Here is a 25,020-nt window from a genome sequence, read left to right as displayed (position 1 = left end):
GTCACCCACGCACACCGCCACCGAGATCGCCATGCAACGCTCGCCGCAGGAACCGTAGGCCGCGCCCATCAGTGCGCTGACCGCGTTGTCCAGGTCCGCATCCGGCATCAGTACCGCATGGTTCTTGGCGCCGCCCAGTGCCTGGACGCGCTTGCCGCGCTTGGTGCCTTCGGCATAGATGTATTCGGCGATCGGCGTCGAACCGACGAAGCTCAGCGCCTTCACTTCCGGCGCCTCGATCAGCGCGTCCACCGCTTCCTTGTCACCATGCACCACGTTCAGCACGCCTTTCGGCAGACCGGCTTCCTGCAGCAGTTGGGCGATCAGCAGGGTCGAGCTCGGATCGCGCTCGGACGGCTTGAGGATGAAGCAGTTGCCGCAGGCGATGGCCAGCGGATACATCCACAGCGGCACCATGGCCGGGAAGTTGAACGGAGTGATACCGGCGACCACGCCCAGGGGCTGGAAGTCGGACCAGGCATCGATGTTCGGGCCGACGTTGCGGCTGTATTCGCCCTTCAGCACTTCAGGGGCAGCACAGGCGAACTCGACGTTCTCGATCCCGCGCTTCAGTTCACCGGCAGCATCTTCCAGGGTCTTGCCGTGCTCTTCGCTGATCAGTTGGGAGATGCGCGCTTCGTTCTGCTCCAGCAGTTGCTTGAAACGGAACATCACCTGGGCACGCTTGGCCGGTGGCGTGTTGCGCCAGGCCGGGAATGCGGCCTTGGCCGAATCGATCGCCTGCTGCACGGTGGCGCGGCTGGCCAGGGCCACCTTGTGGATCGCCTGGCCGGTGGACGGGTTGAAAACATCGGCGGTGCGCTCGTTCGGGGAAACCAGCTCGCCATTGATCAGATGTGCAACGGTGCTCATGCATTAACTCCGGTATTCAGGTTCGGGCGGGCCAGGCGGCCCGCCCCGGGAAGAGGAATCGATCAGTCGATGGCGTTCAGCGCTTCGCCCACCGCATCGAACAGGCGGTCCAGTTCCTGCGGCTGGGTATTGAAGGTCGGGCCGAACTGCAGGGTGTCGCCGCCGTAGCGCACATAGAAGCCGGCTTGCCACAGCTTCATCGCTGCTTCGTAAGGACGGACGATCGCATCACCGTCGCGCGCGGCGATCTGGATCGCGCCGGCCAGGCCGTAGTTGCGGATGTCGATGACGTTCCTGGTGCCCTTGATGCCGTGCAGCACGTTCTCGAAGTGCGGCGCCAGTTCGGCGGCGGACTGCACGAGGTTTTCCTTCTGCAGCAGATCCAGCGCCGCGATACCGGCCGCGCACGCCACCGGGTGTGCCGAGTAGGTGTAGCCGTGGGGGAATTCCACCGCGTATTCCGGCGTCGGCTGGTTCATGAAGGTCTGGTAGATCTCGCTGCTGGCGATCACCGCGCCCATCGGGATGGCGCCGTTGGTGACCTGCTTGGCGATGCACATCAAATCCGGGGTCACGCCGAAGGCGTCGGCACCGAACATCGAGCCCATGCGGCCGAAGCCGGTGATGACTTCGTCGAAGATCAGCAAGATATTGTGCTGGTCGCAGATTTCCCGCAGGCGTTTCAGATAACCCTTCGGCGGCGGCAGGACACCGGCGGAACCGGCCAGCGGCTCGACGATCAGCGCGGCGATGTTCGACGCATCGTGCAATTCGATCAGCTTGAGCATTTCATCGGCCAGGGCGATACCGCCCTCTTCCGGCATGCCCTTGGTGAAGGCGTTGCCAGGCAGCACGGTGTGCGGAATGTGGTCGACATCCAGCAACTGGCCGAACAGTTTGCGGTTGCCGTTCACCCCACCCAGGCTGGTGCCGGCGATGTTCACGCCGTGGTAGCCACGGGCACGACCAATCAGCTTGGTCTTGGTGGCCTGGCCTTTCAGGCGCCAGTAGGCACGCACCATCTTCACCGCGGTGTCGCAGCACTCGGAACCGGAGTTGGTATAGAAGACGTGATTCAGATTGCCCGGGGTCAGTTCGGTGATCTTCTCGGCCAACTGGAACGACAGCGGGTGGCCGAACTGGAAGGCCGGCGAGTAATCCAGCACGCCCAGCTGGCGGGCGACGGCTTCCTGGATTTCCTTGCGGGTGTGGCCGGCGCCGCAGGTCCACAGGCCGGACAGGGCGTCGAAGATCTTGCGGCCCTTGTCGTCGACCAGGTAGTTGCCTTCGGCGGCAACGATCAGGCGCGGATCACGCTGGAAATTGCGGTTGGCGGTGTACGGCATCCAGTGCGCATCCAGCTTCAGCTGGCTGGCCAGACCTACAGGAGCGTTTTCAGGCAGGTTCATCGACAGGACCTCGCAAGGCAGGTTGAACAGCATTCGGTGTATTGCCGATAACTTGTCACGGCTATAAAGTCTGGAAAACTCTACTTTTCCAATCTTTGGATTACCGGACACTAAACTATGAGCCGCCGCCCCGAACCGCTTTCCCAGGTCAGCGATTTCGATATCCGCCTGCTGAAGATTTTCCGCAGCGTGGTCGAATGTGGCGGCTTCTCCGCGGCAGAAAACGTGCTGGGCATCGGCCGCTCGGCGATCAGCCAGCAGATGGGCGACCTGGAGCAGCGTCTCGGCCTGCGCCTGTGCCAGCGCGGCCGTGCCGGCTTCTCGCTGACCGAGGAAGGTCGCGAGGTCTACCAGTCGGCGCTGCAACTGCTCAGCGCCCTGGAAAGCTTCCGCACCGAGGTCAACGGCCTGCACCAGCATCTGCGCGGCGAACTGAACATCGGCCTCACCGACAATCTGGTGACCATGCCCCACATGCGCATCACCCACGCCCTGGCCCAGCTCAAGGACCGTGGCCCTGATGTGCGAATTCGTATCAGGATGATTCCACCCAGCCAGGTGGAACAGGGTGTGCTCGACGGCAGCCTGCACGTCGGCGTGGTGCCCCAGGCCAGCCCGCTGTCCGGCCTGGAATACCAGCCGCTGTACAGCGAGCGCTCGCTGCTGTACTGCGCCGTTGGCCATCCGCTGTTCTATGCCGACGACCGACAACTGGATGACCAGCGCCTCAACGCCCAGGACGCCGTCGCCCCGACCTACCGCCTGCCCGCGGAAATCCAGGCCCTGCACCAGGCGCTCAACTGCACCGCCAGCGCGTCGGACCGCGAAGGTATCGCCTTCCTGATCCTCACCGGTCGCTATATCGGCTACCTGCCGGATCACTACGCCACCTTCTGGGTCCAGCAGGGTCGCCTGCGCGTGCTGAAGCCGACCGAGCGCTTCTATGACCTGTCCCTGGCCTGGGTCACGCGCAAGGGCCGGCGGCCGCATCTGGTCCTGGAAAGCTTCCTCGAGAGCCTGGCTGCGACACGTTAGGACGCAATTGCGATATTCTCGCGTTTCGCGCTTGCCCGCCCGCCATGCCTGGGGTATCAACGCATGTGCCTTAATTTCCTTGCTTGCCGGAATTGCCCATGACCCTTGAAGTGCCCGCCCACCGCACCCTCGCCGCCAAGCCCGCCGGGCGAATTCGTCAGAAGAACGAACAGGCGATCATCCAGGCCGCCGAGGACGAGTTCGCCCGTCACGGCTTCAAGGGCACGAGCATGAACACCATCGCCCTCAACGCCGGGCTGCCCAAGGCCAACCTGCACTACTACTTCACCAACAAGCTGGGGCTGTATATCGCGGTTCTGAGCAACATCATCGAATTGTGGGACAGCACCTTCAACGCCCTCAGTGTCGAGGACGACCCGGCCGAAGCCCTCGCCCGCTACATCCGCGCGAAGATGGAGTTCTCCCGACGCAACCCGCAGGCCTCGCGGATCTTCGCCATGGAGATCATCAGCGGCGGCAATTGCCTTACCGATTATTTCAGCCAGGACTACCGCGAGTGGTTCAAGGGCCGCGCCGGCGTGTTCCAGGCCTGGATGGACGCCGGCAAGATGGACCGGCTGGAACCTGTGCACCTGATCTTCCTGCTGTGGAGCAGCACCCAGCACTACGCCGATTTCGCCACGCAGATCTGCCAGGTCACCGGCCGCAGCCGCCTGACCAAGCAGGACATGGAAGAAGCCGGCGACAACCTTATCCACATCATCCTCAAGGGCTGTGGCCTGACGCCGCCGAACTGAACACCCGCTTATGCCTTCTACCCTGCTGGACACCTGCGAATTTCGCGAAGAGATTCGCAAGAGCCGTTTCATCACCCTCGCCGCGCCGATCAGCACGCCTGCCGACGCCCAGGCCTTCCTCGAACAGCACAGCGACCTCGCCGCCACCCACAATTGCTGGGCCTGGAAGATCGGCGCCCAGTACCGCAGCAGTGACGACGGCGAACCCGGCGGCACGGCGGGCCGGCCGATCCTCGCCGCCATCGAGGCGCAGGATTGCGATCAGGTCGTGGTCCTGGTGATCCGCTGGTACGGCGGCATCCAGCTGGGTACCGGCGGCCTGGCCCGGGCCTACGGCGGCGGGGCCAACAAGTGCCTGCAACAGGCGCCGAAGCGCCTGTTGATAAGTCGTACCGAACTGAAATGCAGCTGCTCGTTCAGTGAACTGGCCCTGCTCAAGCTGCGGGTCGCCGAGGCCGAAGGCGTAATCCTCAACGAGGCATTCACCGCCAATGGCGTCGATGTGCAACTCGCCCTCGGCGCCGAACATATCGCTAGCGTCCAGCGCCAACTGGCCGACCTCAGCCGCGGCCGCATTCTCCTTGAAACCTGCTGAGCAATTGCCCACATCCACTGTGGGCCTGGCTGTGGATAACCTCTGGGCAGGCCGCTGCAAGCCTTCTGCGACAAGGCTTGCAGGGAAACGATCATATTTTGATCAAAGTTTGATGACAGCGCCTCATTCACCGAAAAATCAGCAGCTTGACTGCGTTTATCGCCGTTCGAAGGCAGCCAATCCGGGCTTATATCCAGCGAAGCGGCTTGCTCACAGATACTGTGGAGCAAGCTGTGGATAAACCGTGCACGCCTGCGCCAATCGCTTGCCGGGCCGTCACGCCAGGGACTTGATCATTTTTTGATCAGTATTGACCACCGGCCACAACTGCAGGACGCCCCAGGCCAACTCCAGAACCAGGAACCCCCAAAGCAGCTGGGTTGCACCGTGCATCAGCGCGTAGCCCTGCCACGATGCAAACAGCAGGCGCCCCACCGCGTCGTAGCGACCGAACTGTAACTGCGGGTCGCGAATCCGCAGGACTGACCATACGCAGATGATCGACCCCATCAGGTTGCCCATCAGCATGTGCAGCGAACCGAACTCGGGGAGATCACCAGACAACCCCAGGTAAGTGCTCACCTGGCCCAGCAGGCCATGCAGCAGCATGAAGCTCCAGGGGGTGACGAATGCCGCCGCCACCAGTAAATCGTACCAGCCGCTCGCCCTGACCAAACGACGGTAACCGCTCTGGCTCCACATGAAACGCTCCTTCCTGAAAAGTGAAGGCGGCAGGCTAAAGCCTGGAGTATGCTCCAAGGTCAACCCCTTCCCCAGGAATTGCCCGTGCGAATCGGAGAACTGGCGCAAACCTGCAGCGTCAGCCGCGACACCCTGCGTTTCTATGAAGAGCGCGGCCTGATCCGCTCCAGCCGCAGCGCCAACGGCTATCGTAACTACCCGGTGGAAACCGTGCAGTTGGTGCTGCTGATCAAGACCGCGCAGAAGCTCGGTTTCAGCCTCGGCGAAATCAGCCAGAACGTCGCCGAGCTGTGGCAGGCGGCCGACCCCGAAGCACTGGTCACCCGCTTTATCCAGGACAAGCTGGCCCTGGTCGAGACCCGCATCGACGCCCTCGTCGAATTGCGCCAGGCCCTCAGGCAGCGCCTGCAGGACCGCTGCCCTCTCACACTGAAAGGAGTTCCCGCATGACCGAGAAAACCGCCCTGATCATCGGCGCCTCCCGTGGCCTCGGCCTCGGCCTGGTACAACGCCTGAGCAAAGACGGCTGGAAGGTCGTCGCCACCGTGCGCGACAGCGCCAAGGCCGACGCGCTCAAGGGCGTGCCGGGTGTCCAGGTGGAAACCCTGGAAATGAACAGCAGCGCCCAGCTCGACGCCCTGCAACAGCGTCTCGCCGGCCAGAACTTCGACCTGCTGTTCGTCAATGCCGGGGTCAAGGGCCCGGACAACCAGGACGCCGAGGTCGCGCAACTGGCCGATATCGGCGACCTGTTCATGACCAACAGCGTGGCGCCGATCCGCGTTGCCCAACGCTTCGCCGGGCAGTTGAACGCCGACACCGGCGTCATCGCCTTCATGAGTTCGGTGCTGGGCAGCGTCGCCATCCCGGACGCTCCTGACCTGGCGCTGTACAAGGCCAGCAAGGCGGCGCTCAACTCGATGATCAACAGCTTCGTGGTACGCCTCGGTGACAGCCGCCTGAGCGTACTGGCCATGCACCCGGGCTGGGTGAAGACCGACATGGGTGGCGACGGCGCCGATATCGACGTGGCCACCAGCACCCGCGGCATGGTCGAGCAGGTCAAGGCCTACAGCGGCAAGCCGGGCCTGTACTACCTCAACTACAAGGGCGAACCGCTGATCTGGTGATTTTCCGCGCGGTGGGTGTAGACTCGCCCCTCGCCCACCGCGGCGGACCTGGATCAGCAGACAGGGCAACACTGAGCTGGCTTACCTGAACCCACTTTCAGAGGAGCCGGCACCATGCCCGCGAACCGTATCTGGCTGAAAAATCCCCTCGCCATCTTCACCGCCAACGAACTCGACGCCCGTGGCGGGCTGGTCATCGAAGACGGCGCCATCCGTGAAGTCCTTGCCCTGGGCCAGGTGCCCTTCCTGCGCTGCGAGCAGACCTTCGATGCCCGCGAGCACGTGGTCCTGCCGGGCCTGATCAACACCCATCACCATTTCTACCAGACCCTCACCCGCGCCTGGGCACCCGTGGTCAACCAGCCCTTGTTTCCCTGGCTGAAGACCCTGTACCCGGTCTGGGCACGGCTGACCCCGGCACGTCTGGAACTGGCGACCCAGGTAGCCCTCACCGAACTGCTGCTGTCCGGCTGCACCACCGCCGCCGACCATCACTACCTGTTCCCCGAGGGCCTGGAGAACGCCATCGACGTGCAGGTCGAAGCCGTGCGCAAGCTGGGCATGCGGGCCATGCTCACCCGCGGCTCCATGAGCCTGGGCGAAGCCGACGGCGGCCTGCCACCGCAACAGACGGTGCAGCAGGGCGAAATCATCCTGGCCGACAGCCAGCGACTTATCCACAGCTACCACGAGCGTGGCGCAGGGGCGCGGATCCAGATCGCCCTGGCGCCCTGTTCACCCTTCTCGGTCACCCCGGAAATCATGCGCGCCAGCGCCGAACTGGCCGAGGAACTGGACGTGCGCCTGCACACCCACCTCGCCGAGACCCTCGATGAAGAGGACTTCTGCCTGCAGCGCTTCGGCCTGCGCACCGTGGATTACCTCGACAGCGTCGGCTGGCTCGGCCCGCGCACCTGGCTGGCTCACGGCATCCACTTCAATGCCGGTGAAATAGCCCGTCTTGGTGCAGCCGGCACCGGGGTCTGCCACTGCCCGAGCTCGAACATGCGCCTGGCCTCGGGTATCTGCCCCACCGTCGAACTGACCGATGCCGGCGCACCGGTAGGTATCGGCGTGGACGGCTCGGCCTCCAACGATGCCTCCAACATGATCCTCGAAGCGCGCCAGGCCCTGTACCTGCAACGCCTGCGCTACGGCGCCGAGGCCATCACCCCCGAACGCGTGCTGAGCTGGGCCACCCGCGGCTCGGCCAGGCTGCTGGGTCGCAGCGATATCGGCGAACTGGCGGTGGGCAAGCAGGCCGACCTGGCGCTGTTCAAGCTCGACGAGCTGCGCTTCTCCGGCAGCCACGACCCGCTCTCTGCCCTGATCCTGTGCGGCGCCGACCGTGCCGACCGGGTGATGATCGGCGGCCAGTGGCGGGTGGTCGATGGCCAGGTCGAGGGCCTGGACCTTCAGGAACTGATCCACAAGCATCGCAAGGCCGCCGCACAACTGATCACCGGCTGACGGCCTGCGGGGCACGGCGCTTGCAGAGTTGAACTTGCCGGTCAGGTTTCACCGCACCGGCCTGACAACCCCTGTAGAATGTGCTGATTGCACCTGATGAGATTTCCCACATGTACGACTGGCTTAACGCGCTGCCCAAGGCAGAACTGCACCTTCACCTGGAAGGTTCGCTGGAGCCCGAGCTGCTGTTCGCCCTGGCCGAACGCAACAAGATCGCCCTGCCGTGGAACGATGTCGAAACCCTGCGCGGGGCCTATGCGTTCAACAACCTGCAGGAGTTCCTCGACCTGTACTACCAGGGCGCCGACGTGCTGCGCACCGAGCAGGACTTCTACGACCTGACCTGGGCCTACCTGCAACGCTGCAAGGCGCAGAACGTCATCCACACCGAGCCGTTCTTCGACCCGCAGACCCACACCGACCGTGGTATTCCCTTCGAAGTGGTGCTCGACGGCATCACCCGCGCCCTGAAGGATGGCCGCGAGCAACTGGGCATCGGCAGCGGCCTGATCCTCAGCTTCCTGCGTCACCTCAGCGAGGAAGAAGCGCACAAGACCCTCGACCAGGCCCTGCCCTTCCGCGATGCCTTCGTTGCCGTCGGCCTCGACAGCTCGGAAATGGGTCATCCGCCGAGCAAGTTCCAGCGCGTCTTCGATCGCGCCCGCAGCGAAGGCTTCCTGACCGTGGCCCACGCCGGCGAAGAAGGCCCGCCCGAGTACATCTGGGAAGCCCTCGACCTGCTGAAGATCCAGCGTATCGACCATGGCGTGCGCGCCATCGAGGACGAACGCCTGATGCAGCGGATCATCGACGAGCAGATCCCGCTGACGGTGTGCCCGCTGTCCAACACCAAGCTCTGCGTGTTCGACCATATGAGCCAGCACAACATCCTCGACATGCTCGAGCGTGGCGTGAAGGTCACCGTCAACTCGGACGACCCGGCCTACTTCGGTGGCTATGTCACCGAGAACTTCCACGCCCTGCACACCCACCTGGGCATGAGCGAAGACCAGGCCCGCCGTCTGGCACAGAACAGCCTGGACGCCCGTCTGGTCAAGGCCTGAGGCACACTCAGCCTATCCGCAGGGGCGGCGGCATCCGGGCGATCTGCTGGATGCCGCGCAAGCCCACGGCGGTCACCTGGGCGGCCCGGGTTTCGTCCGTGACCCGCACCCAGCCGGACTGCACGAACAACTTGAGCACGCTGCTGCCCAAGGCGCCTCCCAGGTGCGGGCGGCGCTCGTCCACTTCGCTGCAACAACTGCACAGGCTGCACAGCCGGCCATCACGTTGCGCCAGGGCATCGATGAAGATGCCGTGGCTGGCGAACTCCTCGCGTCCGGTCAGGGTGATCTCCAGTTGCTGCTCGGTCTGCTGCAGCCATTGCGCGTCCAGCAGACGCTGAAGCAGGTCCGCTGCCACTTCCCCGCCCAGGTGGTCCCGGCACAAACGCGCCTTGCGCATCGCCAGGGGCACGGCGATGACCGGCTGCCTGGTCGGCAACGACTCGTGTTCACGGATCGTCACGCTGGCCAGGGCCTCGACGGCGGTACCGATTTCCGGGGCCGCCAGGCGGAAATAACGCTTGCGCCCACGGGCTTCGCGCTTGAGCAGACCACTGGCCGACAACCGGGCCAGGTGCGCGCAGGCCGATGAAGGGGTAAGCCCGGCAAGCAGGGCCAACTCCTCCGACGGACGCGCCATTCCATCGATCAGTGCCCAGAGCATGGCGCTGCGTTTCGGGTCGGCCATCAAACTGGCCACCTGGCTGATGCTGGCTATCGGTTGCATGTGTCCACTCCCTGCGTAATCGTCATTGGCGAATTAGGTTCCCCTCTATCCAGGACTGGACAGGAGTTGCTGCGCGACAGGGCATCCAGCCCTGGTCCAGCCGAGGAAACGTTGTCTTGATGGCGCTGATTGCCCGGCCCAGTATAAGCATGCTGACTTTCGAGAATCGCGGCTGTTTTGCGACAGATCGCCGAAGGTTTGCCAACCCTCTGCGTCCACGTGGCAGGGCGCTGCCGGCCACGCAAGTGCCTGGAAATGCCCGCAAGAGCCCATGAATTCACGGATGCGTGGAATGTGGGAAATAGTGCTCGAGAAGTTCGCCCGAGTAGTCGCCCTACATGGGAAGTAATGATGTCTCTCAAGCAAATGCGCAGTGGATGTAAGACCCTGCCAATAATCAAACACGCTGCGTTTAAAGTTCATCGAGCAAGGTACGACAACGCTCCTTGAGCAAAGCGCTCAAGAGTTGTACCGGCTTGCCCAGCTGGGCCCGATGGGTACACAAAAGGTTTAGCGGCGTGGACTCGCCACGGTAGTGCGCAAGCACTACCCGCAAGCGCCCGGCACGCACATCGGCGGCGACGTCCAGCCAGGATTTGTAGGCAATCCCTGCGCCCGCCAGGGCCCAGCGCCTGACCACGTCGGCGTCGTCGCAGAAGCGGTCGCCGCGGACCAGCACGCCCTCCTCCTGCCCATCCAGATGAAAGCGCCAATGGTCATGCACACCGCTGCCCAACTGGTACAGCAGGCAATTGTGCTCGCCCAGTTGCGCCACGCTGCGCGGTTCGCCATGTCGCGCCAGGTAATCCGGCGAAGCGCAGACCACCCGGCGGTTGTCCGGGCACAGCGGCACCGCCACCAGGCTGGAGTCTTCCGGCGCACCGTAGCGCAGGGCGATATCCACCGGCTGGCGGAACAGGTCGGCATTGCGATCGCCGAGCAGCAGACGCACGTTGAGCAGCGGGTGATCCCTCTGCAATTCGTCCAGCCAGGGCAGCAAGACATTGCGTCCGAAGTCCGACGGCGCCGACAACTGCAGGACGCCGCTGATCTCGTCCTGCTCCCGGGCCAGCAGGCGCCGCCCCTCATCGAGGCTGGCCAGGGCCACCCGCGCATGGGCAAGAAAGCCCTCGCCCTCGGCGGTCAGGCGCAGGCTGCGGGTGGAGCGGGCCAGTAAACGCGCGCCCAGTTGCGCCTCCAGACGCTTGAGCGCCGCGCTGGCTACTGCCGGCGACAGGTCCAGCAGGCGCGCCGCCGCCGACAGGCTGCCCTGCTCGGCAGCGCGGACAAAGAGTTGCAGGTCATCGAAACGCAGCACGGGCGCCGCCTCCATTTTCAAAATAATTTTGAAAGTTTCTGCGGTTTTAGCGGCTTTTAACCGGAAACGAAAGGATCAATCATGGCCGCCATCCACTTCTTCACAAGGACTCCCACAATGAAAGCCATTGCCTACTACCAGTCGCTGCCGATCGAAGACGCCGCCGCGCTGCAGGACATCGAACTGCCCGCGCCCCAGCCAGGCCCGCGCGACCTGCTGGTGGACGTCCGGGCGATCTCGGTCAACCCGGTGGACACCAAGGTGCGCCGCAATGTCCAGCCGGAGAACGGCGCCGCCAAGGTGCTGGGCTGGGACGTCGCCGGTGTGGTCACGGCCGTGGGCAGCGAGGTCAGCCTGTTCCAGCCGGGTGACAAGGTCTACTACGCCGGCTCCATCGCCCGTGCCGGCGGCAACAGTGAACTGCATGTGGTGGACGAGCGCATCGTCGGCCATATGCCGAAGACCCTCGGCTTCGCCGAAGCCGCCGCCCTGCCGCTGACCGCGATCACCGCCTGGGAGCTGCTGTTCGAGCGCCTGCAGATCGCCGAAGGCCAGGATGACCTGGGCCAGAGCCTGCTGATCGTCGGCGCCGCCGGCGGTGTCGGTTCGATCCTCACCCAACTGGCCAGCCAGTTGACCGGGCTGAAGGTGATCGGTACTGCATCCCGTCCTGAAACCCAGGCCTGGGCCCGCGAGCTGGGCGCCGACCTGGTGATCGACCACCGCCAGCCGCTGGCCGAGGCCCTGCGTGCAGAAGGCGTGGCGCAGGTAACCCATGTCGCCAGCCTGACCCAGACCGACCTGCACCTCGATCAACTGGTCGAAGCCCTGGCCCCGCAAGGCAAGCTGGCCCTGATCGACGATCCGAAGCAGCTCGACGTGGTCAAGCTCAAGCGCAAGAGCCTGTCGCTGCACTGGGAGTTCATGTACACCCGCTCGCTGTTCGAAACCCCGGACATGCTGGAACAGCACAAGCTGCTCAACCGGGTCGCCGAGCTGATCGACGCCGGCACGCTGAAGACCACCCTGGGCGAGCATTTCGGCACCATCAACGCGGAAAACCTGCGTCGCGCCCATCAACTGCTGGAAAGCGGCGCGGCCAAGGGCAAGATCGTCCTCGAAGGCTTCTGATCACCCGACGCACGGCATGACCGCCAGTCCGTGATTTGCTCCAGGTCATGTCGCGCGCAAGAGGCTCGCGCCTACAATCCAGCGACCTTTGCCAACCGGAGGTATGCCGCGATGAAAGTAGTGCTCGATGCGTCAGGCAAAAAACCGGACCGCCCATGGGAAGTCCGGCTTGATCAGCATGTCGTGAGTTTTCGCAGCGAGGCCGAAGCCCGGGCCTTCATCAGTACCTTGCAGGCGCGGATCCGCGCCCCGCATCCGTTGTTCAGGCAGGCCGGCTGAGCTGCAGGCGGCGGGTCAGCGTAGCCGCTGTCACCGCCGCCACGCCGCACAGGGTGATGACCATGGCCATGGGCATCGCGCTGCCATCGTGCAACACCCCCACCAATGCCGCCGCACCCGCGGCGACGCTGAACTGCAGGCAACCCAGCAATGCCGAAGCACTGCCCGCCCGTGCGCCCTGGCCATTCATGGCGCAGGCCGAAGCATTGGGGATGATGCAGCCGAGGCTGGCGATACAGACGAACAGCGGAATCAGCAACGGCCACAGCGCTTCGGTATGCAGGGCGCTGACGCCGAGCAGCACCAGGCCCGCCACCAGGTACAGCCAGACCATCCGCGCCAGCAGGAAGGCCGGGCCACGCTTGGCCAGCAGGCGTGCATTGATCTGTGCAACCAGGATGAAGCCCGCCGCATTGGCGCCGAACAGCCAGCCATAGTGCTCGGCCGGCACGCCGTAGAGCTTGATGAAGACGAAGGGTGAGCCGGCAATATAGGCGAACATCCCGGCCATGGAGATCCCGCCGGTGATGGCATGACCGAGGAAACGCGGGTCCTTGAGCAGGCGCCAGTACTGGCCCAGGGCGCCGGACAGTGGCGGACGCGGCTGGTTGGCCGGCAGGCTTTCCGGCAGGCCGAGGGCCACGGCCAGGGTGCACAGGGCGCTGAACAGGGTCAGGGCGATGAAGATCGACTGCCAGCCATACACATTGACCAGCACCCCGCCGAGCATCGGCGCAAGGATTGGCGCCAGGCCCATGACCAGCATCAGTTGCGAGAAGACCTTGGCCGAGCCGACTGCATCGCACTTGTCGCTGACGATGGCCCGGGACAGGACCATCCCGGCGCAACCGCCAAGGGCCTGGACGAAGCGGGCGGCGATCAAGGCGTCGAGGGTGGGCGCGTAGGCACAGGCCAGGGAGGCGACGGTGAACAGCACCACGCCGCCAAGCAGCGGGATACGCCGGCCGAAGCGGTCGGCAATCGGTCCGTAGGCGAGCTGGCCGATGGACAGGCCGAGGAAATAGGCGGCCAGGGTGCTCTGGATATGTTTTTCGTCGGTGCCGAAAGCCAGTGCCATGGCCGGGAAGCCGGGCAGATAGAAGTCGATCGCCAACGGCCCGAACGCACTCAGGGCGCCGAGGATCAGGATGGTTCGCAGGTTCATGGGAATCCGTAGCTAGCTAAGCAAGTTGGCTAGTCTACCGGGGCACTGCTGGAGAGTTGTGAAAATTTGAGGGCCTCATCGCTGGCAAGCCAGCTCCCACAGGTTTTGCGGTGCACGCGACACCTGTGGGAGCTGGCTTGCCAGCGATGAGACCCGAAAGATTGATGAAGCTCCCGGATCAGATCACCCGAGCGTCATACCCCTCATCCCGGATCAACCCGAGAATCTGCTCGGTCGGCAGTTCACTCTTCACCGACACCTGCTTCTGCGCCAGGTCCACCTTGACCTCGGCACCCGCGTCCTCGCGCTGCACTGCGTTGGTCACCGCCTTGACGCAGTGGCCGCAGGTCATCCCTTCCACGTTGAATACTTGCATCGTTGCTGACTCCTGGTTGGATTTGTCCGCAGTCTCAAGCTTGCCACCGGGGCAAGGTCAAGTTTGCCGTGATGCTGCCGGGCTGGAAATCCTTGCCCGGGTCGGCCAAGCTGCGTGCTTGTCGATTTATCAGCAGGAGTTTCAGCCATGGGCAAGGCAGCACTCGGCCTTCTCGGTCTGCTCGGACTGTTCAGCCAGATCCCCCTGGCCAGCGCCGCAGGCCCGTCGGATTACAGCGTGATGATCATTTCCCGCGAACGCCTGGAAGTGGCCACGTCCTGCGAGATCGGGATCTACCTCAACGACCAGCTCGCCGGACGCCTGTTCCAGGAGCAATCCACCTCCTTCAACCTGCCTGCAGGCAATGTCGCGGTGCGCCTGCGCCTGTTGCCGGGCCAGGCCCCGGGCTGCCTCAATGGCGTCGAGAACCAGCAAAGCCAGACGTTCACCCTGAAAGCCGGGCAGATCACCAAGTACCGCATCGCTACGGGCCAAACCGGCCTCTACCTGAAACAGGCCAGCCTGGGCTATTGACCTTGCCAGCGTGGCAAGGTTGATGCTGGAGGCCAGTCCACGGAGGAGAGCCCCATGCCCGAGTCAATCACCTTCGACCTGCCGATCAGCGGCATGACCTGCGCCAGTTGCGCAGGTCGGGTCGAACGCGCGCTGAACAAGGTCCCCGGCGTGCAGTCGGTCAGCGTCAACCTGGCCAACGAACGCGCCCACGTCGAAACCAGCGCCGGCCTCGACGGCGCCATCCTGGTCGCTGCGGTGGAACGCGCTGGCTACAGTGCCAGCCTGCAGCAGGATGAACAGACCACCCAGGACGACAGCGAACGCCGCCTGCGCAACGAGCGCTGGGCCGTGGCCCTTGCCGTACTCCTGGCCCTGCCGCTGGTGCTGCCGATGCTCCTGCAACCCTTCGGCATCAGCTGGATGCTGCCGGCCTGGGCGCAGTTCGCCCTGGCTACCCCGGTGCAGTTCATCCTCGGAGCACGCTTCTATGTCGCCGCCTGGAAAGCCGTACGCGCCGGGGCCGGCAACATGGACCTGCTGGTCGCCCTCGGCACCAGCGCCGGCTACGGCCTGAGCCTCTACGAGTGGTCCCAGGCCATGCCCGGCATGATGCCGCACCTGTATTTCGAAGCCTCGGCGGTGGTGATCGCCCTGGTCCTGCTCGGCAAGTATCTGGAAAGCCGCGCCAAGCGCCAGACCGCCAGCGCCATCCGTGCCCTCGAAGCATTGCGCCCCGAGCGCGCCTTGCAAGTGGTGGACGGGGTCGAGCGCGATGTGCCGATCAGTGCCCTGCGCCTGGACGACCTGGTGCTGGTCAAGCCTGGCGAGCGCTTCCCGGTGGACGGTGAAGTGGTCGAAGGCCAGAGCCATGCCGACGAAGCCCTGATCAGCGGCGAGAGCCTGCCCGTGCCGAAACAGCCCGGCGACCGCGTCACTGGTGGCGCCATCAACGGCGAAGGCCGGCTGCTGGTGCGCACCCTGGCCTTGGGTACGGAAACCGTGCTGGCGCGGATCATCCGCCTGGTGGAAGACGCCCAGGCCGCCAAGGCACCGATCCAGAAGCTGGTGGACCGGGTCAGCCAGGTGTTCGTCCCGGCAGTGCTGGTCCTGGCCCTGGTCACCCTGACCGGCTGGTGGCTGGCCGGTGCGCCCATGGAAGTGGCGCTGATCAACGCCGTCGCCGTGCTGGTCATCGCCTGCCCTTGTGCCCTCGGCCTGGCGACCCCGACCGCGATCATGGCCGGCACCGGCGTCGCCGCGCGCCACGGCATCCTGATCAAGGACGCCGAGGCCCTGGAGCGCGCCCATGCGGTGAACCGCGTGGTCTTCGACAAGACCGGCACGCTGACCTCCGGCAGCCCGCGCATCGTGCATCAGCACGCGCTGGACGGCGACGAGGCGCACCTGCTGCAACTGGCCGGTGCCCTGCAGCGCGGCAGCGAGCACCCATTGGCGAAAGCCGTGCTGGACGCCTGTGCCGAACGGAACCTGAACGTCCCGGATATCCGCGACAGCCAGTCCCTGACCGGTCGCGGGATCGCCGGTAGCCTCGACGGTCGCACCCTGGCCCTGGGCAACCGTCGCCTGCTTGACGAAAGCGGCCTGCAACCCGGTGCACTGGCGGACGATGCCAAGGCCTGGGAAGCCGAGGGTCGCACCCTGTCCTGGCTGATCGAGACCGGCTCGCAGCCCCGGGTCCTGGGCCTGTTCGCCTTCGGCGACAGCCTCAAGCCCGGCGCAGAGCAAGCGGTGAAGCAACTGGCCGAACAGAACATCAGCAGCCACCTGCTGACCGGCGACAACCGTGGCAGCGCCGCCGTGGTCGCCAGGACCCTGGGCATCGAAGACGTGCACGCTGAAGTACTGCCGGCGGACAAGGCGGCGGAAGTGGCCTCGCTGAAGAAATCCGGGGTGGTGGCAATGGTCGGCGACGGTATCAATGACGCCCCGGCGCTGGCGGCTGCGGATATCGGCATCGCCATGGGTGGCGGCACCGACGTGGCCATGCAGGCGGCCGGTATTACCCTGATGCGTGGCGATCCGCGCCTGGTTCCGGCGGCCCTGGAGATCAGCCGCAAGACCTACGCGAAGATCCGCCAGAACCTGTTCTGGGCCTTCATCTACAACCTGATCGGCATTCCCCTGGCGGCGTTCGGCCTGCTCAACCCGGTACTGGCCGGCGCCGCCATGGCCCTGTCCAGCGTCAGCGTGGTGAGCAACGCCCTGCTGCTGAAAACCTGGAAACCGGAAACCCCTGCGGAGGAACACAAGGCATGAACATCGGTCAGGCAGCCAAGCGCACCGGCCTGAGCGCGAAGATGATCCGTTACTACGAATCCATCGGCCTGCTCAAACCCGCCTCGCGTACCGACAGCGGCTACCGCCTCTATGGCCCGGACGACCTGCACAGCCTGACCTTCATCAAGCGCTCGCGGGACCTGGGGTTCTCCTTGGAGGAAGTGGCGAAGCTGCTGACCCTGTGGCAGGACCGCCAGCGCGCCAGTGCCGATGTGAAGGCACTGGCCAACGAGCATATCGCCGACCTGAACCGGCGCATCGAGGAGCTGGTGAGCCTGCGCGACACCCTCGGCGAGCTGGTTGCCCACTGCCACGGCGATGACAGGCCGGATTGCCCGATCCTCAAGGATCTGGCGGCCGGGTGCTGTCACTGAGGGCCAGCGATTACGATGGTGGACTCACCGCCGCCATCGCTGGCAAGCCAGCTCCCACAGGGTCTTGTGTCGTTCGCAAAAATCCGGCTCGGCTCGATCACTGTGGGAGCTGGCTTGCCAGCGATAGCGATGGTGAGCACACCGCCGTAATCACCAGTAGCTTAGAGGGTCACTGCGCCCACGGCGGCGGAGGCTCTTCGCCTTTGACCGGCCCGCGCTCGGCCTCTTCACGGCCAGCACGGCGCCGGGCATCCTCGAACTTCGCCGCTTCGATCTCGCGCATCACGCCGCCTACATCGGCGATGTGCTCGTCGTCTTTCCAGGTCCCGCTCAACACACTGTCCGGCAGCAATTTGCCTTCCTGGAACAACGCCCACATTTCCTTGGCATACCGAGTCTGCTTCAACTCTGGAGCAAACCGCCCGAAGTAATGCGCCATGTTCGCCACATCCCGCTCCAGCATGCTGAAGGCGTGGTTGTTGGCCGCCGCGTCCACCGCCTGGGGCAGGTCGATGATCACCGGACCGTCCGGCCCGAGCAGCACGTTGAATTCGGACAAGTCACCATGCACCAGCCCGGCGCACAGCATCAGCACGATCTGGCGGATGATGAAGGCGTGGTATTCCCGGGCCTGCTCGGCCTCCAGATGCACATCATTGAGGCGCGGCGCGGCCTGGCCGTCTTCGTCGGTGACCAGCTCCATCAACAGCACGCCATCGAGGAAATCATAAGGCTTGGGCACCCGCACCCCGGCGCTGGCCAGGCGGAACAGCGCCGCCACCTCGGCGTTCTGCCAGGCTTCCTCGGCTTCCTTGCGCCCGTATTTCGAGCCCTTGGCCATGGCCCGGGCCTGGCGGCTGTTACGCACCTTGCGCCCTTCCTGGTACTCGGCGGCCTGGCGGAAGCTGCGCTTGTCGGCTTCCTTGTAGACCTTGGCGCAGCGCAACTGGCGACCGCAGCGCACCACGTAGACCGCTGCTTCCTTGCCGCTCATCAGCGGGCGCAGCACTTCATCGACCATCCCGTCTTCGATCAGCGGTTCTATCCGTTTGGGAGTCTTCATCGGCTTTTGTTCTTGCTCCTGTCTGCCACTGTCTTTGGAGGTGCCTCGTCGGCGAGGCGCACACGATATATCAAGCGCCCTGCCGGTGACGGTCCCGAGGCAAAGGCGACATGGTTTCAATTTACGTCAGCTCATTCCCGGAACAGTTCCCCAGGCGTCGCGCCGAACAGCCCCTTGAAGGCGGCAATGTAGGCCGAGGTGGAATCGTAACCGCATCCCAGTGCCGCCTGTGTGACGCTCTCCCCCTGCTCCAGGGCATCCAGCGACGACAACAGGCGCATGCGCTGGCGCCAGGCACGGAAGCTCAGGCCGGTCTCGCGCTGGAACAAGCGCATCAGGGTCTTTTCCGAACGCCCCAGGCGCTGTGCCCAATGCTCGAGGTTGTGGGTCTGCTCCGGGTTTTTCAGCAGTTCGTTGCACACCCCGAGCAAACCCGGGTGTTGCGGCAACGGCAGGGAAAAACCCACCTCGGGCAAGGTCCGCAACTGATCGAGCAAAACCCGGACCAGATGGGCCTCGTCGCTGTCGCCTTCCGGGTAGTCCACCGGATACTGGCAAAACTGCTTGATCAGCTCCCGGGCCAGCGGCGTCACTTCCAGCACCCGGCAATGCCTCGGCGCCCAGCTAGAGTCGCTGCGGCGCACGTACAGGCTGCGCATCTCCGCCCGGGTCGAGGTGATCACCTCGTGCTCGACCCCGGCCGGCACCCACACGCCCCACTGTGGCGGGGCGAAGTAGCTGCCCTCGGCGGTGTACACGCCGAGCACGCCACTGATGGCGTAGGAAAACTGCACCCAGTCATGCCGGTGCCGGGTCGTCCACGAGCCGGCACCGAGGCTTTCCGCCCGTGCATACAGCGGCCGCGGCAAGGCGCTGAGGTCGGGAATCCGCCGCGGCGAGGTGTTCTGTCCGTTGGTCGGCATCGCTGGGCCTTGTGTCGCAAGACGGAAATGCCTTGCAGGTTAACGCGCCGACTGATTATTACAAGGTGATTCGAGATCAGCGCTCGATGATCGCCGTCACCCCCTGGCCGCCGGCAGCGCAAATGGAAATCAGGCCACGGCCCTGGCCGGCGTGGTCGAGCAACTTGGCCATGTTGGCGAGAATACGCCCGCCCGTCGCGGCGAAGGGATGACCGGCAGCCAGGGAACTGCCCTTCACGTTCAGCTTCGCACGGTCGATGGAACCCAGCGGCTGTTCGAGACCAAGGCGGTCGCGGCAGTACTCCGGGTCTTCCCAGGCCTTCAGGGTGCACAGCACCTGGGCGGCGAAGGCCTCGTGGATTTCGTAGTAGTCGAAGTCCTGCAGGCTCAGGCCGTGGCGGGCCAGCAGGCGCGGCACGGCGTAGACCGGCGCCATCAGCAAGCCTTCATGGCCTTTGACGAAGTCCACTGCGGCGGTCTCGCCATCCAGCAGATAGGCCAGCACCGGCAGGCCGCGTTCTTTCGCCCATTCCTCGCTCGCCAGCAGCACCACCGAGGCGCCATCGGTCAGCGGTGTCGAGTTGCCGGGGGTCAGGGTGCCGTTGCCGTTGCGCTCGAACACCGGCTTGAGGGCGGCGAGCTTTTCCGCCGTCAGGTCGGGGCGCAGGTTGTTGTCGCGGGTCAGGCCCTGGAACGGGGTGAGTAGGTCATCCTGCCAGCCTTCGTTGAAGGCCGCCGCCAGATGCTGGTGGCTGAGCAAGGCCAGGGCGTCCTGTTCTTCCCGGGGGATGCCCCAGTGCTGGGCCATCTGCTCGCAGTGCTGGCCCATGGACAAGCCGGTGCGCGGCTCGCCGTTGCGCGGAAATTCCGGCTTGAGATACGACGGGCGAAGCTTTAGCAGGGCCTTGAGCTTGTCGGCCGTGGTCTTGCCGCGATTGGCCTCCAGCAGCACCCGGCGCAGGCCCTCGCCGACCGCGATGGGCGCATCGGAGGTGGTATCGACGCCGCCCGCGATGCCGCAGTCGATCTGCCCGAGGGCGATCTTGTTGGCCACCAGCAGCGCCGCCTCCAGGCCGGTGCCGCAAGCCATCTGGATGTCATAGGCCGGGGTCTGCGGCGACAGGCGCGAACCGAGCACGCATTCGCGGGTCAGGTTGAGGTCCCGGGAATGCTTGAGCACCGCCCCGGCCACCACCTCGCCCAAGCGCAGGCCATGCAGGCCGAAGCGCTCGATCAGCCCTTCGAGGGCGGCGGTCAGCATGCTCTGGTTGCTGGCCGTGGCATAGGCACCATTGGAGCGCGCAAAAGGGATTCGATTGCCGCCGATGATCGCGACCCGACGCAGACTTCGCATGAGAGACATTCCTTTTATTCCCGAAATAGACGCATAGAGCGTAGGAGTTTTTTCCCGGTTCGAACGACCAACGGCCGATCATGGTCCACACTCTGATGCTTATTTCAGGGAGACGTGCCATGACCGACCGCTATATCAACTTCGCCAACTCCGATCTCGGCCGGCGCGTGGTAGGGGCTGTCGGCCTGCCGCAGCCTGCCCGCCTGGAGCGCTGGCAAGCGGGCCGGCTGCGGCCCGTGGAGGGCGCGCTGTTGCTCGGCGGCGGGCCGTTGGCGGTGAAGGTGGCGGCGTTCGGCCAGCGCCTGACCGGCGAGCTGTTCAGCTTCGCCGATGAAGACCTCGGCCTGCCGGCCTGGGTTGCGGGGCTCGGCAGCAAGCTCAAGGCGGTAGTCTTCGATGCCAGCCACCTCAGCGATATCGACCAGCTCAAGCAGTTGCGCGAGTTCTTCCAGCCGCTGCTGCGCAGCCTCGATCGCAGCGCCAAGGTAGTGATTCTCGGTCGTGCACCGGAGCAGCTTGACGAGGTGCTGGCCCGGGTCGCCCAGCGTGCCCTGGAGGGTTTCGCTCGTTCCCTGGCCAAGGAACTGCGCAGCGGCGGCACCCTGCAATTGCTCTATGTGGCAAAGGAGGCCGAGGATCAGTTGGAGGGTGCGTTGCGCTTCTTCCTCTCGCCGAAAAGCGCCTTTGTCAGCGGCCAGGTCCTGCGCCTGGAAGCCTGCGCCAGCCAGGTGCAGGACTGGACCCGCCCGCTGGCCGGGCGCAAGGCGCTGGTCACCGGGGCCGCGCGGGGCATCGGCGCGTCCATCGCCGAAACCCTGGCCCGGGATGGCGCCGAGGTGGTGCTGCTGGACGTGCCCCAGGCCGCCGATGATCTCAAGGCCCTGGCCGAACGCCTGGGCGGACGGGCGCTGGACCTGGATATCTGCGCCAGCGATGCTTCGGCCAGATTGCTCGAAGGGCTGCCGGACGGTATCGATATCGTCGTGCACAACGCGGGCATCACCCGCGACAAGACCCTCGCCAACATGACCCCGGAGTATTGGGACTCGGTCATGGCGGTCAATCTCAAGGCCCCGGCGATCCTGACCCAGGCGCTGATCGATGGCGGTGCCCTGCACGAGCACGGGCGCATCGTGGTCATGGCCTCGATCAGCGGCATCGCCGGCAATCGCGGCCAGTCCAACTATGCCGCCAGCAAGGCCGGCTTGATCGGTCTGGCCCAGGCCTGGGCGCCGCTGCTGGCCGAGCGCGGGATCAGCATCAATGCCATCGCCCCGGGCTTTATCGAAACCCGCATGACCGCGGCGATTCCCTTCACCCTGCGCGAGGCCGGGCGGCGCATGAGCTCGCTGGGCCAGGGCGGCTTGCCCCAGGATGTCGCCGAGGCGGTCGCCTGGCTGGCCCAGCCGGGCAGCGGCGCGGTCAGTGGCCAGGTGCTGCGTGTCTGCGGCCAGGCGGTGATGGGAGCCTGACCATGACCCAGACCTGGCACGACCTCGGCAGTACCGCCAGCCTCTCCGGGCTGTACCTGAAGGCGGCGAGCAAACGCAAGATCAGCGGCGACACCCTGCCCCGCTATGGGCTGCGCTGCGGGATCAATGTCGATGAGCGCAACCTGGAGGCTTATCGCAAGCTATGCCTGTTCATCCAGGACGGGCGCCTGCCGCCGACTTATCCCCATGTGATGGCGTTTGCCTTGCAGATGCAGTTGCTCACGGCCAAGGATTTTCCCGCACCGTTGCTGGGGATGGTCCACCTGAGCAACCGGATTCGCGTGCTGCGGCCGCTGGGCGGGATCTCGCGGCTGCGTTTCTCGGTGTCTGTGGATAACCTCCAGCCCCACGAAAAGGGCGCCACCCTCGATATGCGCACCGATGCCGAGGATGGCATCGGGCTGATCTGGTCCGAGACCAGTCGCATGCTGTGTCGGGGAATGAAGGTGGCGGGTGAGGTGCCGGTGGTGGAAGCGCCGGAGCCACTGGCGATGACCGAGCTGACGCGGTGGTATGCGGACAGTGATATCGGGCGGCATTACGCCAGGGTGTGTGGTGACTACAACCCGATTCACCTGAGTGCGGCCAGTGCCAGACTGTTCGGTTTTCCCCAGGCCATTGCCCATGGGATGTGGAGCAAGGCCATGGCGATGGCGCATCTGCGCGGGCATTTGCCGCGTAGCGGGTATGAGGTGATGGTTGATTTCCACAAGCCGGTCAGGTTGCCGAGCGAGGTGATTCTGGATGGGAGCGAGGTGGCACCAAGTGGGCAGTTTCGCTTGAGCGGGCATGCTGGAATCATCCACATGACCGGCACCTGGCAACCGGCCTGACAACCCTTCTGCTGCCAACACAAAACCCTGTGGGAGCTGGCTTGCCAGCGATTTGGCCCGACCTGACAACATCATTGTTCAAACCGGCCTCATCGCTGGCAAGCCAGCTCCCACAGGTCACCGGCCAGCCTTACGGGCGCTTCCAGCCCTCCTGCTCTATTCCTTCCAGCAGCGCATCGACCAACCCCTTGGCCGCCTCCACTGCATGCATCGTCAACCACGGAAAGCTGCTGCTCGCCGGGTCCGGCAGTACCGAGTGCTGGGCGGATTCATAGGCACAGCGCAAGAACATCGAGGCATGCACGAGAGCACTGTGGGGGTCGATCCCGGCATTGACCGAGAACAAGGGCGGGTGGCTGCCGGGGCATTCACCGAAGTGGCGGGAACAGGTTGAAGCGAGGGGTGGATCGGGAACGATTTTCTTCATTTGGCTTTCTCTGTCGGGTTACGCCGACACCCTCAGTTTCCACACTGAAGGGTGGCAACTGCGCACGGGGTGGAAAACCGAGCGACAGAGAGACCCGGCAGGCCAAGGGCCTCCCGTGCACAGCTGCCATAAAGCAGTCTCTGTCGAGCGTTGCCGAGGTTTCCACACCCCGATCACCGGACCTCCGGCGACCGCGAAAGACTAGAAGGAGTAGTTTCCATGAGCAAGGAAGCCAACGCCGACAGATCGCGTAGGTTACGTCCTAGGATTTTCAGCTTCCAGAAACTTTGTGTTTAAGCATGCTGAAGAACTCCGGCGCAGAGCTCTTCAAGAACAAGCATGAATGGGTGGCAGCTGAGTGCAGAGTGGAAAACCGGGTGAAAAGGTAAACCCGGCAGGCCCAAGGACCTCCTGCAAGCAGGGTGGAAAACCGGATGAGTAGGAATCCAGTAGATCCTTGGCCCTCCTGCACACAGCCGCCATGAAGAGGGGGCTGGACAGATTAAGGACCAACTTTCCATCGCTCCAGCAAACATGTGTTTAAGAATGCTGCCCGCAAGGCCACCTCAGGGTTCTCCCCCAGCCATACGATCCCTCTTGCCAGCCCGGCCCTTCCCCCTGAAGCTATACCGCCTCAGGAGACCCGAAATGAATCTGCAAGAACTCACCCAACGCCTGCACACCATCCGCGACAACAACGACTGGCGCGGTTTCCATAGCCCGAAGAACCTGGCCATGGCCGCCAGCGTGGAGATGGCCGAGCTGGTGGAGATCTTCCAGTGGCTGAGCGAAGACCAGTCCCGCCAGCTGCCCGCCGATCAGCTCGCCCACGCCGGCCAGGAAGTCGGCGATATCGTGCTTTATCTGCTCTTGCTGTGCAGCGAACTCGGCCTGGACATGGAACAGGTCGTCAAGGCCAAGCTGGCCGATAGCGAGAGGCGCTTCGCCAAATGAACGACCGCCATTTCGATGCCCTGGCGACCCGCTTCGCCGAGAAGATCTACGGCGGCGCCAAGGGCGCGATCCGCCTGGCCGTGCTCCAGGCCGACCTCGCCGAGTGCCTGCCCGACCGCCCGCTGCGCATCCTCGATATCGGCGCCGGCCTCGGCCATATGGCCCTGTGGCTGGCCGAGCGCGGCCACCAGCTGACCCTGGCCGAACCCGCCGCGCCCATGCTCGACGGCGCCCGCGAACGCTTCGCCGCCGCCAGCCAGCCCGCGACCTTCATCCAGGCGCCCTGGCAGGACCTGCTCGGCGAACTGACCGAACCCTACGACCTGGTCCTGTGCCACGCCGTGCTGGAATGGCTGGCAGAACCCGAGGCGATCCTCCCGGTGCTGCACCAGCTGACCCGCGCCGACGGCCTGCTGTCCCTGGCCTTCTACAACCGCGATGCGCTGGTCTACCGCAACCTGCTCAAGGGCCATTTCCGCAAGATGCGGCGCAACGACATGGCCGGCGAGAAACAGAGCCTGACCCCGCAGAAGCCTCTCGATCCACGCGAACTCCGCACCCAGCTCGAAGGTCTATGGGAAGTGGAGACCGAGAGCGGCGTGCGGGTGTTCCATGACTACATGCCCAGCGAGTTCCAGGGCCGCGCCGAGCTGATCGACCTGCTGGAAATGGAACTGGCCCACCGTCGCCATCCGGCCTTCGCCGGCCTTGGCCGCTACCTGCACTGGATCTGCCGTCCCCGCTAGGGAGAAT

The 25,020-nt window shown here is 64.7% G+C and carries 27 protein-coding genes (1 of these 27 cut by a window edge); 16 read left to right on the top strand and 11 right to left on the bottom strand.

Annotated features, from left to right (window positions below; translation table 11 throughout):
• A protein-coding gene (locus tag AC2CQI_RS23740; RefSeq protein ID WP_484578062.1) for a CoA-acylating methylmalonate-semialdehyde dehydrogenase crosses the window boundary here: on the bottom strand, positions 1-873 show its 5' portion. It extends 621 nt beyond the left edge of the window; only the first 873 of its 1,494 coding nucleotides appear in the window; its start codon is at positions 871-873; its stop codon lies off the left edge, out of view.
• Between the two features lie 62 nt (positions 874-935).
• Entirely contained in the window at positions 936-2,282 is a 1,347-nt protein-coding gene (gene aptA, locus AC2CQI_RS23735) for an omega-aminotransferase AptA (RefSeq protein WP_484578061.1), read from the bottom strand.
• A gap of 117 nt (positions 2,283-2,399) precedes the next feature.
• Here aptA and AC2CQI_RS23730 point away from each other — a divergent pair, with 117 nt between their 5' ends.
• From AC2CQI_RS23730 to AC2CQI_RS23720, 3 genes are all read left to right on the top strand, one after another.
• Positions 2,400-3,317 (top strand): LysR family transcriptional regulator, encoded by a 918-nt coding sequence (locus AC2CQI_RS23730; RefSeq protein ID WP_075804632.1) that lies wholly within the window; start codon positions 2,400-2,402, stop codon positions 3,315-3,317.
• A gap of 98 nt (positions 3,318-3,415) precedes the next feature.
• Positions 3,416-4,075 carry a TetR/AcrR family transcriptional regulator gene (locus AC2CQI_RS23725; protein ID WP_075804633.1) on the top strand — a complete coding sequence of 220 codons (660 nt, stop codon included), beginning with the start codon at positions 3,416-3,418 and terminating at the stop codon, positions 4,073-4,075.
• Positions 4,076-4,085: 10 nt separating this feature from the next.
• A complete protein-coding gene (locus AC2CQI_RS23720; RefSeq protein ID WP_075804634.1) occupies positions 4,086-4,670 on the top strand; it encodes an IMPACT family protein in 585 nt (194 codons plus the stop codon).
• 276 nt (positions 4,671-4,946) lie between these two features.
• Here AC2CQI_RS23720 and AC2CQI_RS23715 read toward each other — a convergent pair whose 3' ends face one another.
• Positions 4,947-5,372: a hypothetical protein gene (locus AC2CQI_RS23715; RefSeq protein WP_484578060.1), complete on the bottom strand. Its 426-nt coding sequence runs from the start codon at positions 5,370-5,372 to the stop codon at positions 4,947-4,949.
• Positions 5,373-5,456: 84 nt separating this feature from the next.
• On the opposite strand from AC2CQI_RS23715, the gene AC2CQI_RS23710 reads away from it, so the two are divergent.
• The 4 genes from AC2CQI_RS23710 to AC2CQI_RS23695 all read left to right on the top strand — a co-directional run bounded on the left by AC2CQI_RS23710 (position 5,457) and on the right by AC2CQI_RS23695 (position 9,036).
• Positions 5,457-5,822 (top strand): MerR family transcriptional regulator, encoded by a 366-nt coding sequence (locus tag AC2CQI_RS23710; RefSeq protein WP_075804636.1) that lies wholly within the window; start codon positions 5,457-5,459, stop codon positions 5,820-5,822.
• Positions 5,819-6,502 carry an SDR family oxidoreductase gene (locus AC2CQI_RS23705; RefSeq protein WP_484578059.1) on the top strand — a complete coding sequence of 228 codons (684 nt, stop codon included), beginning with the start codon at positions 5,819-5,821 and terminating at the stop codon, positions 6,500-6,502. The genes AC2CQI_RS23710 and AC2CQI_RS23705 overlap by 4 nt, the downstream gene beginning before the upstream one ends.
• Before the next feature lie 114 nt (positions 6,503-6,616).
• Positions 6,617-7,972 carry an 8-oxoguanine deaminase gene (locus AC2CQI_RS23700; RefSeq protein WP_484578058.1) on the top strand — a complete coding sequence of 452 codons (1,356 nt, stop codon included), beginning with the start codon at positions 6,617-6,619 and terminating at the stop codon, positions 7,970-7,972.
• 110 nt (positions 7,973-8,082) lie between these two features.
• Positions 8,083-9,036, top strand: coding sequence for an adenosine deaminase (locus tag AC2CQI_RS23695; RefSeq protein WP_075804639.1), 954 nt, complete (start codon positions 8,083-8,085; stop codon positions 9,034-9,036).
• Between the two features lie 7 nt (positions 9,037-9,043).
• On the opposite strand, the gene AC2CQI_RS23690 is transcribed toward AC2CQI_RS23695, so the two are convergent.
• Both AC2CQI_RS23690 and AC2CQI_RS23685 read right to left on the bottom strand, forming a co-directional pair.
• Complete coding sequence (locus AC2CQI_RS23690) at positions 9,044-9,763, bottom strand: ArsR/SmtB family transcription factor (protein WP_484578057.1); 720 nt, start codon at positions 9,761-9,763, stop codon at positions 9,044-9,046.
• Between the two features lie 412 nt (positions 9,764-10,175).
• A complete protein-coding gene (locus tag AC2CQI_RS23685) occupies positions 10,176-11,081 on the bottom strand; it encodes a LysR family transcriptional regulator (RefSeq protein WP_075804980.1) in 906 nt (301 codons plus the stop codon).
• A 117-nt stretch (positions 11,082-11,198) separates the two neighbouring features.
• On the opposite strand from AC2CQI_RS23685, the gene AC2CQI_RS23680 reads away from it, so the two are divergent.
• Positions 11,199-12,212: a zinc-binding alcohol dehydrogenase family protein gene (locus tag AC2CQI_RS23680; protein ID WP_484578056.1), complete on the top strand. Its 1,014-nt coding sequence runs from the start codon at positions 11,199-11,201 to the stop codon at positions 12,210-12,212.
• Between the two features lie 111 nt (positions 12,213-12,323).
• On the top strand, positions 12,324-12,491 hold the full coding sequence (locus tag AC2CQI_RS23675) for a hypothetical protein (RefSeq protein ID WP_178392027.1): 168 nt from the start codon (positions 12,324-12,326) through the stop codon (positions 12,489-12,491).
• On the opposite strand, the gene AC2CQI_RS23670 is transcribed toward AC2CQI_RS23675, so the two are convergent.
• Both AC2CQI_RS23670 and AC2CQI_RS23665 read right to left on the bottom strand, forming a co-directional pair.
• Positions 12,475-13,656, bottom strand: coding sequence for a multidrug effflux MFS transporter (locus AC2CQI_RS23670; protein WP_484578055.1), 1,182 nt, complete (start codon positions 13,654-13,656; stop codon positions 12,475-12,477). The two genes, AC2CQI_RS23675 and AC2CQI_RS23670, sit on opposite strands and share 17 nt — an antisense overlap.
• Before the next feature lie 178 nt (positions 13,657-13,834).
• The gene (locus tag AC2CQI_RS23665) at positions 13,835-14,032 is read right to left on the bottom strand and encodes a heavy-metal-associated domain-containing protein (protein WP_484578054.1); all 198 of its coding nucleotides are present in this window, start codon (positions 14,030-14,032) and stop codon (positions 13,835-13,837) included.
• Between the two features lie 147 nt (positions 14,033-14,179).
• On the opposite strand from AC2CQI_RS23665, the gene AC2CQI_RS23660 reads away from it, so the two are divergent.
• The 3 genes from AC2CQI_RS23660 to cueR are packed head-to-tail and all read left to right on the top strand — an operon-like array spanning position 14,180 to position 17,220.
• On the top strand, positions 14,180-14,566 hold the full coding sequence (locus AC2CQI_RS23660; protein ID WP_075804644.1) for a hypothetical protein: 387 nt from the start codon (positions 14,180-14,182) through the stop codon (positions 14,564-14,566).
• Between the two features lie 54 nt (positions 14,567-14,620).
• Entirely contained in the window at positions 14,621-16,825 is a 2,205-nt protein-coding gene (locus tag AC2CQI_RS23655; RefSeq protein WP_484578053.1) for a heavy metal translocating P-type ATPase, read from the top strand.
• Complete coding sequence (gene cueR, locus AC2CQI_RS23650) at positions 16,822-17,220, top strand: Cu(I)-responsive transcriptional regulator (RefSeq protein WP_484578052.1); 399 nt, start codon at positions 16,822-16,824, stop codon at positions 17,218-17,220. Before AC2CQI_RS23655 ends, cueR begins: the two co-directional genes overlap by 4 nt.
• Positions 17,221-17,389: 169 nt before the next feature.
• Here cueR and AC2CQI_RS23645 read toward each other — a convergent pair whose 3' ends face one another.
• The 3 genes from AC2CQI_RS23645 to AC2CQI_RS23635 all read right to left on the bottom strand — a co-directional run bounded on the left by AC2CQI_RS23645 (position 17,390) and on the right by AC2CQI_RS23635 (position 20,560).
• A complete protein-coding gene (locus tag AC2CQI_RS23645; protein ID WP_484578051.1) occupies positions 17,390-18,283 on the bottom strand; it encodes a PA4780 family RIO1-like protein kinase in 894 nt (297 codons plus the stop codon).
• Between the two features lie 131 nt (positions 18,284-18,414).
• Positions 18,415-19,206, bottom strand: coding sequence for an AraC family transcriptional regulator (locus tag AC2CQI_RS23640; protein WP_075804648.1), 792 nt, complete (start codon positions 19,204-19,206; stop codon positions 18,415-18,417).
• Positions 19,207-19,282: 76 nt separating this feature from the next.
• Positions 19,283-20,560 carry an acetyl-CoA C-acetyltransferase gene (locus tag AC2CQI_RS23635; RefSeq protein WP_484578050.1) on the bottom strand — a complete coding sequence of 426 codons (1,278 nt, stop codon included), beginning with the start codon at positions 20,558-20,560 and terminating at the stop codon, positions 19,283-19,285.
• 119 nt (positions 20,561-20,679) lie between these two features.
• Between AC2CQI_RS23635 and AC2CQI_RS23630 the strand changes: the two genes are divergently transcribed.
• The gene (locus AC2CQI_RS23630; protein ID WP_484578049.1) at positions 20,680-22,032 is read left to right on the top strand and encodes a 3-oxoacyl-ACP reductase; all 1,353 of its coding nucleotides are present in this window, start codon (positions 20,680-20,682) and stop codon (positions 22,030-22,032) included.
• Between the two features lie 2 nt (positions 22,033-22,034).
• A complete protein-coding gene (locus AC2CQI_RS23625) occupies positions 22,035-22,886 on the top strand; it encodes a MaoC family dehydratase (protein WP_484578048.1) in 852 nt (283 codons plus the stop codon).
• A 130-nt stretch (positions 22,887-23,016) separates the two neighbouring features.
• Here the strand turns inward: AC2CQI_RS23625 and AC2CQI_RS23620 are convergent, their stop codons facing one another.
• On the bottom strand, positions 23,017-23,313 hold the full coding sequence (locus tag AC2CQI_RS23620; protein WP_075804652.1) for a DUF3077 domain-containing protein: 297 nt from the start codon (positions 23,311-23,313) through the stop codon (positions 23,017-23,019).
• A gap of 648 nt (positions 23,314-23,961) precedes the next feature.
• On the opposite strand from AC2CQI_RS23620, the gene AC2CQI_RS23615 reads away from it, so the two are divergent.
• Together AC2CQI_RS23615 and AC2CQI_RS23610 are read left to right on the top strand one after the other, a co-directional pair.
• The gene (locus AC2CQI_RS23615; protein ID WP_075804653.1) at positions 23,962-24,267 is read left to right on the top strand and encodes a MazG-like family protein; all 306 of its coding nucleotides are present in this window, start codon (positions 23,962-23,964) and stop codon (positions 24,265-24,267) included.
• Positions 24,264-25,013, top strand: coding sequence for a methyltransferase (locus AC2CQI_RS23610; RefSeq protein WP_484578047.1), 750 nt, complete (start codon positions 24,264-24,266; stop codon positions 25,011-25,013). The genes AC2CQI_RS23615 and AC2CQI_RS23610 overlap by 4 nt, the downstream gene beginning before the upstream one ends.
• Positions 25,014-25,020: the final 7 nt, after the last annotated feature.

The sequence above is a fragment of the Pseudomonas sp. P2S-1 genome, assembly GCF_057197725.1.
Note: the sequence above shows the minus strand (reverse complement) of the source record. Positions and strands in the feature narration are given on the sequence as shown.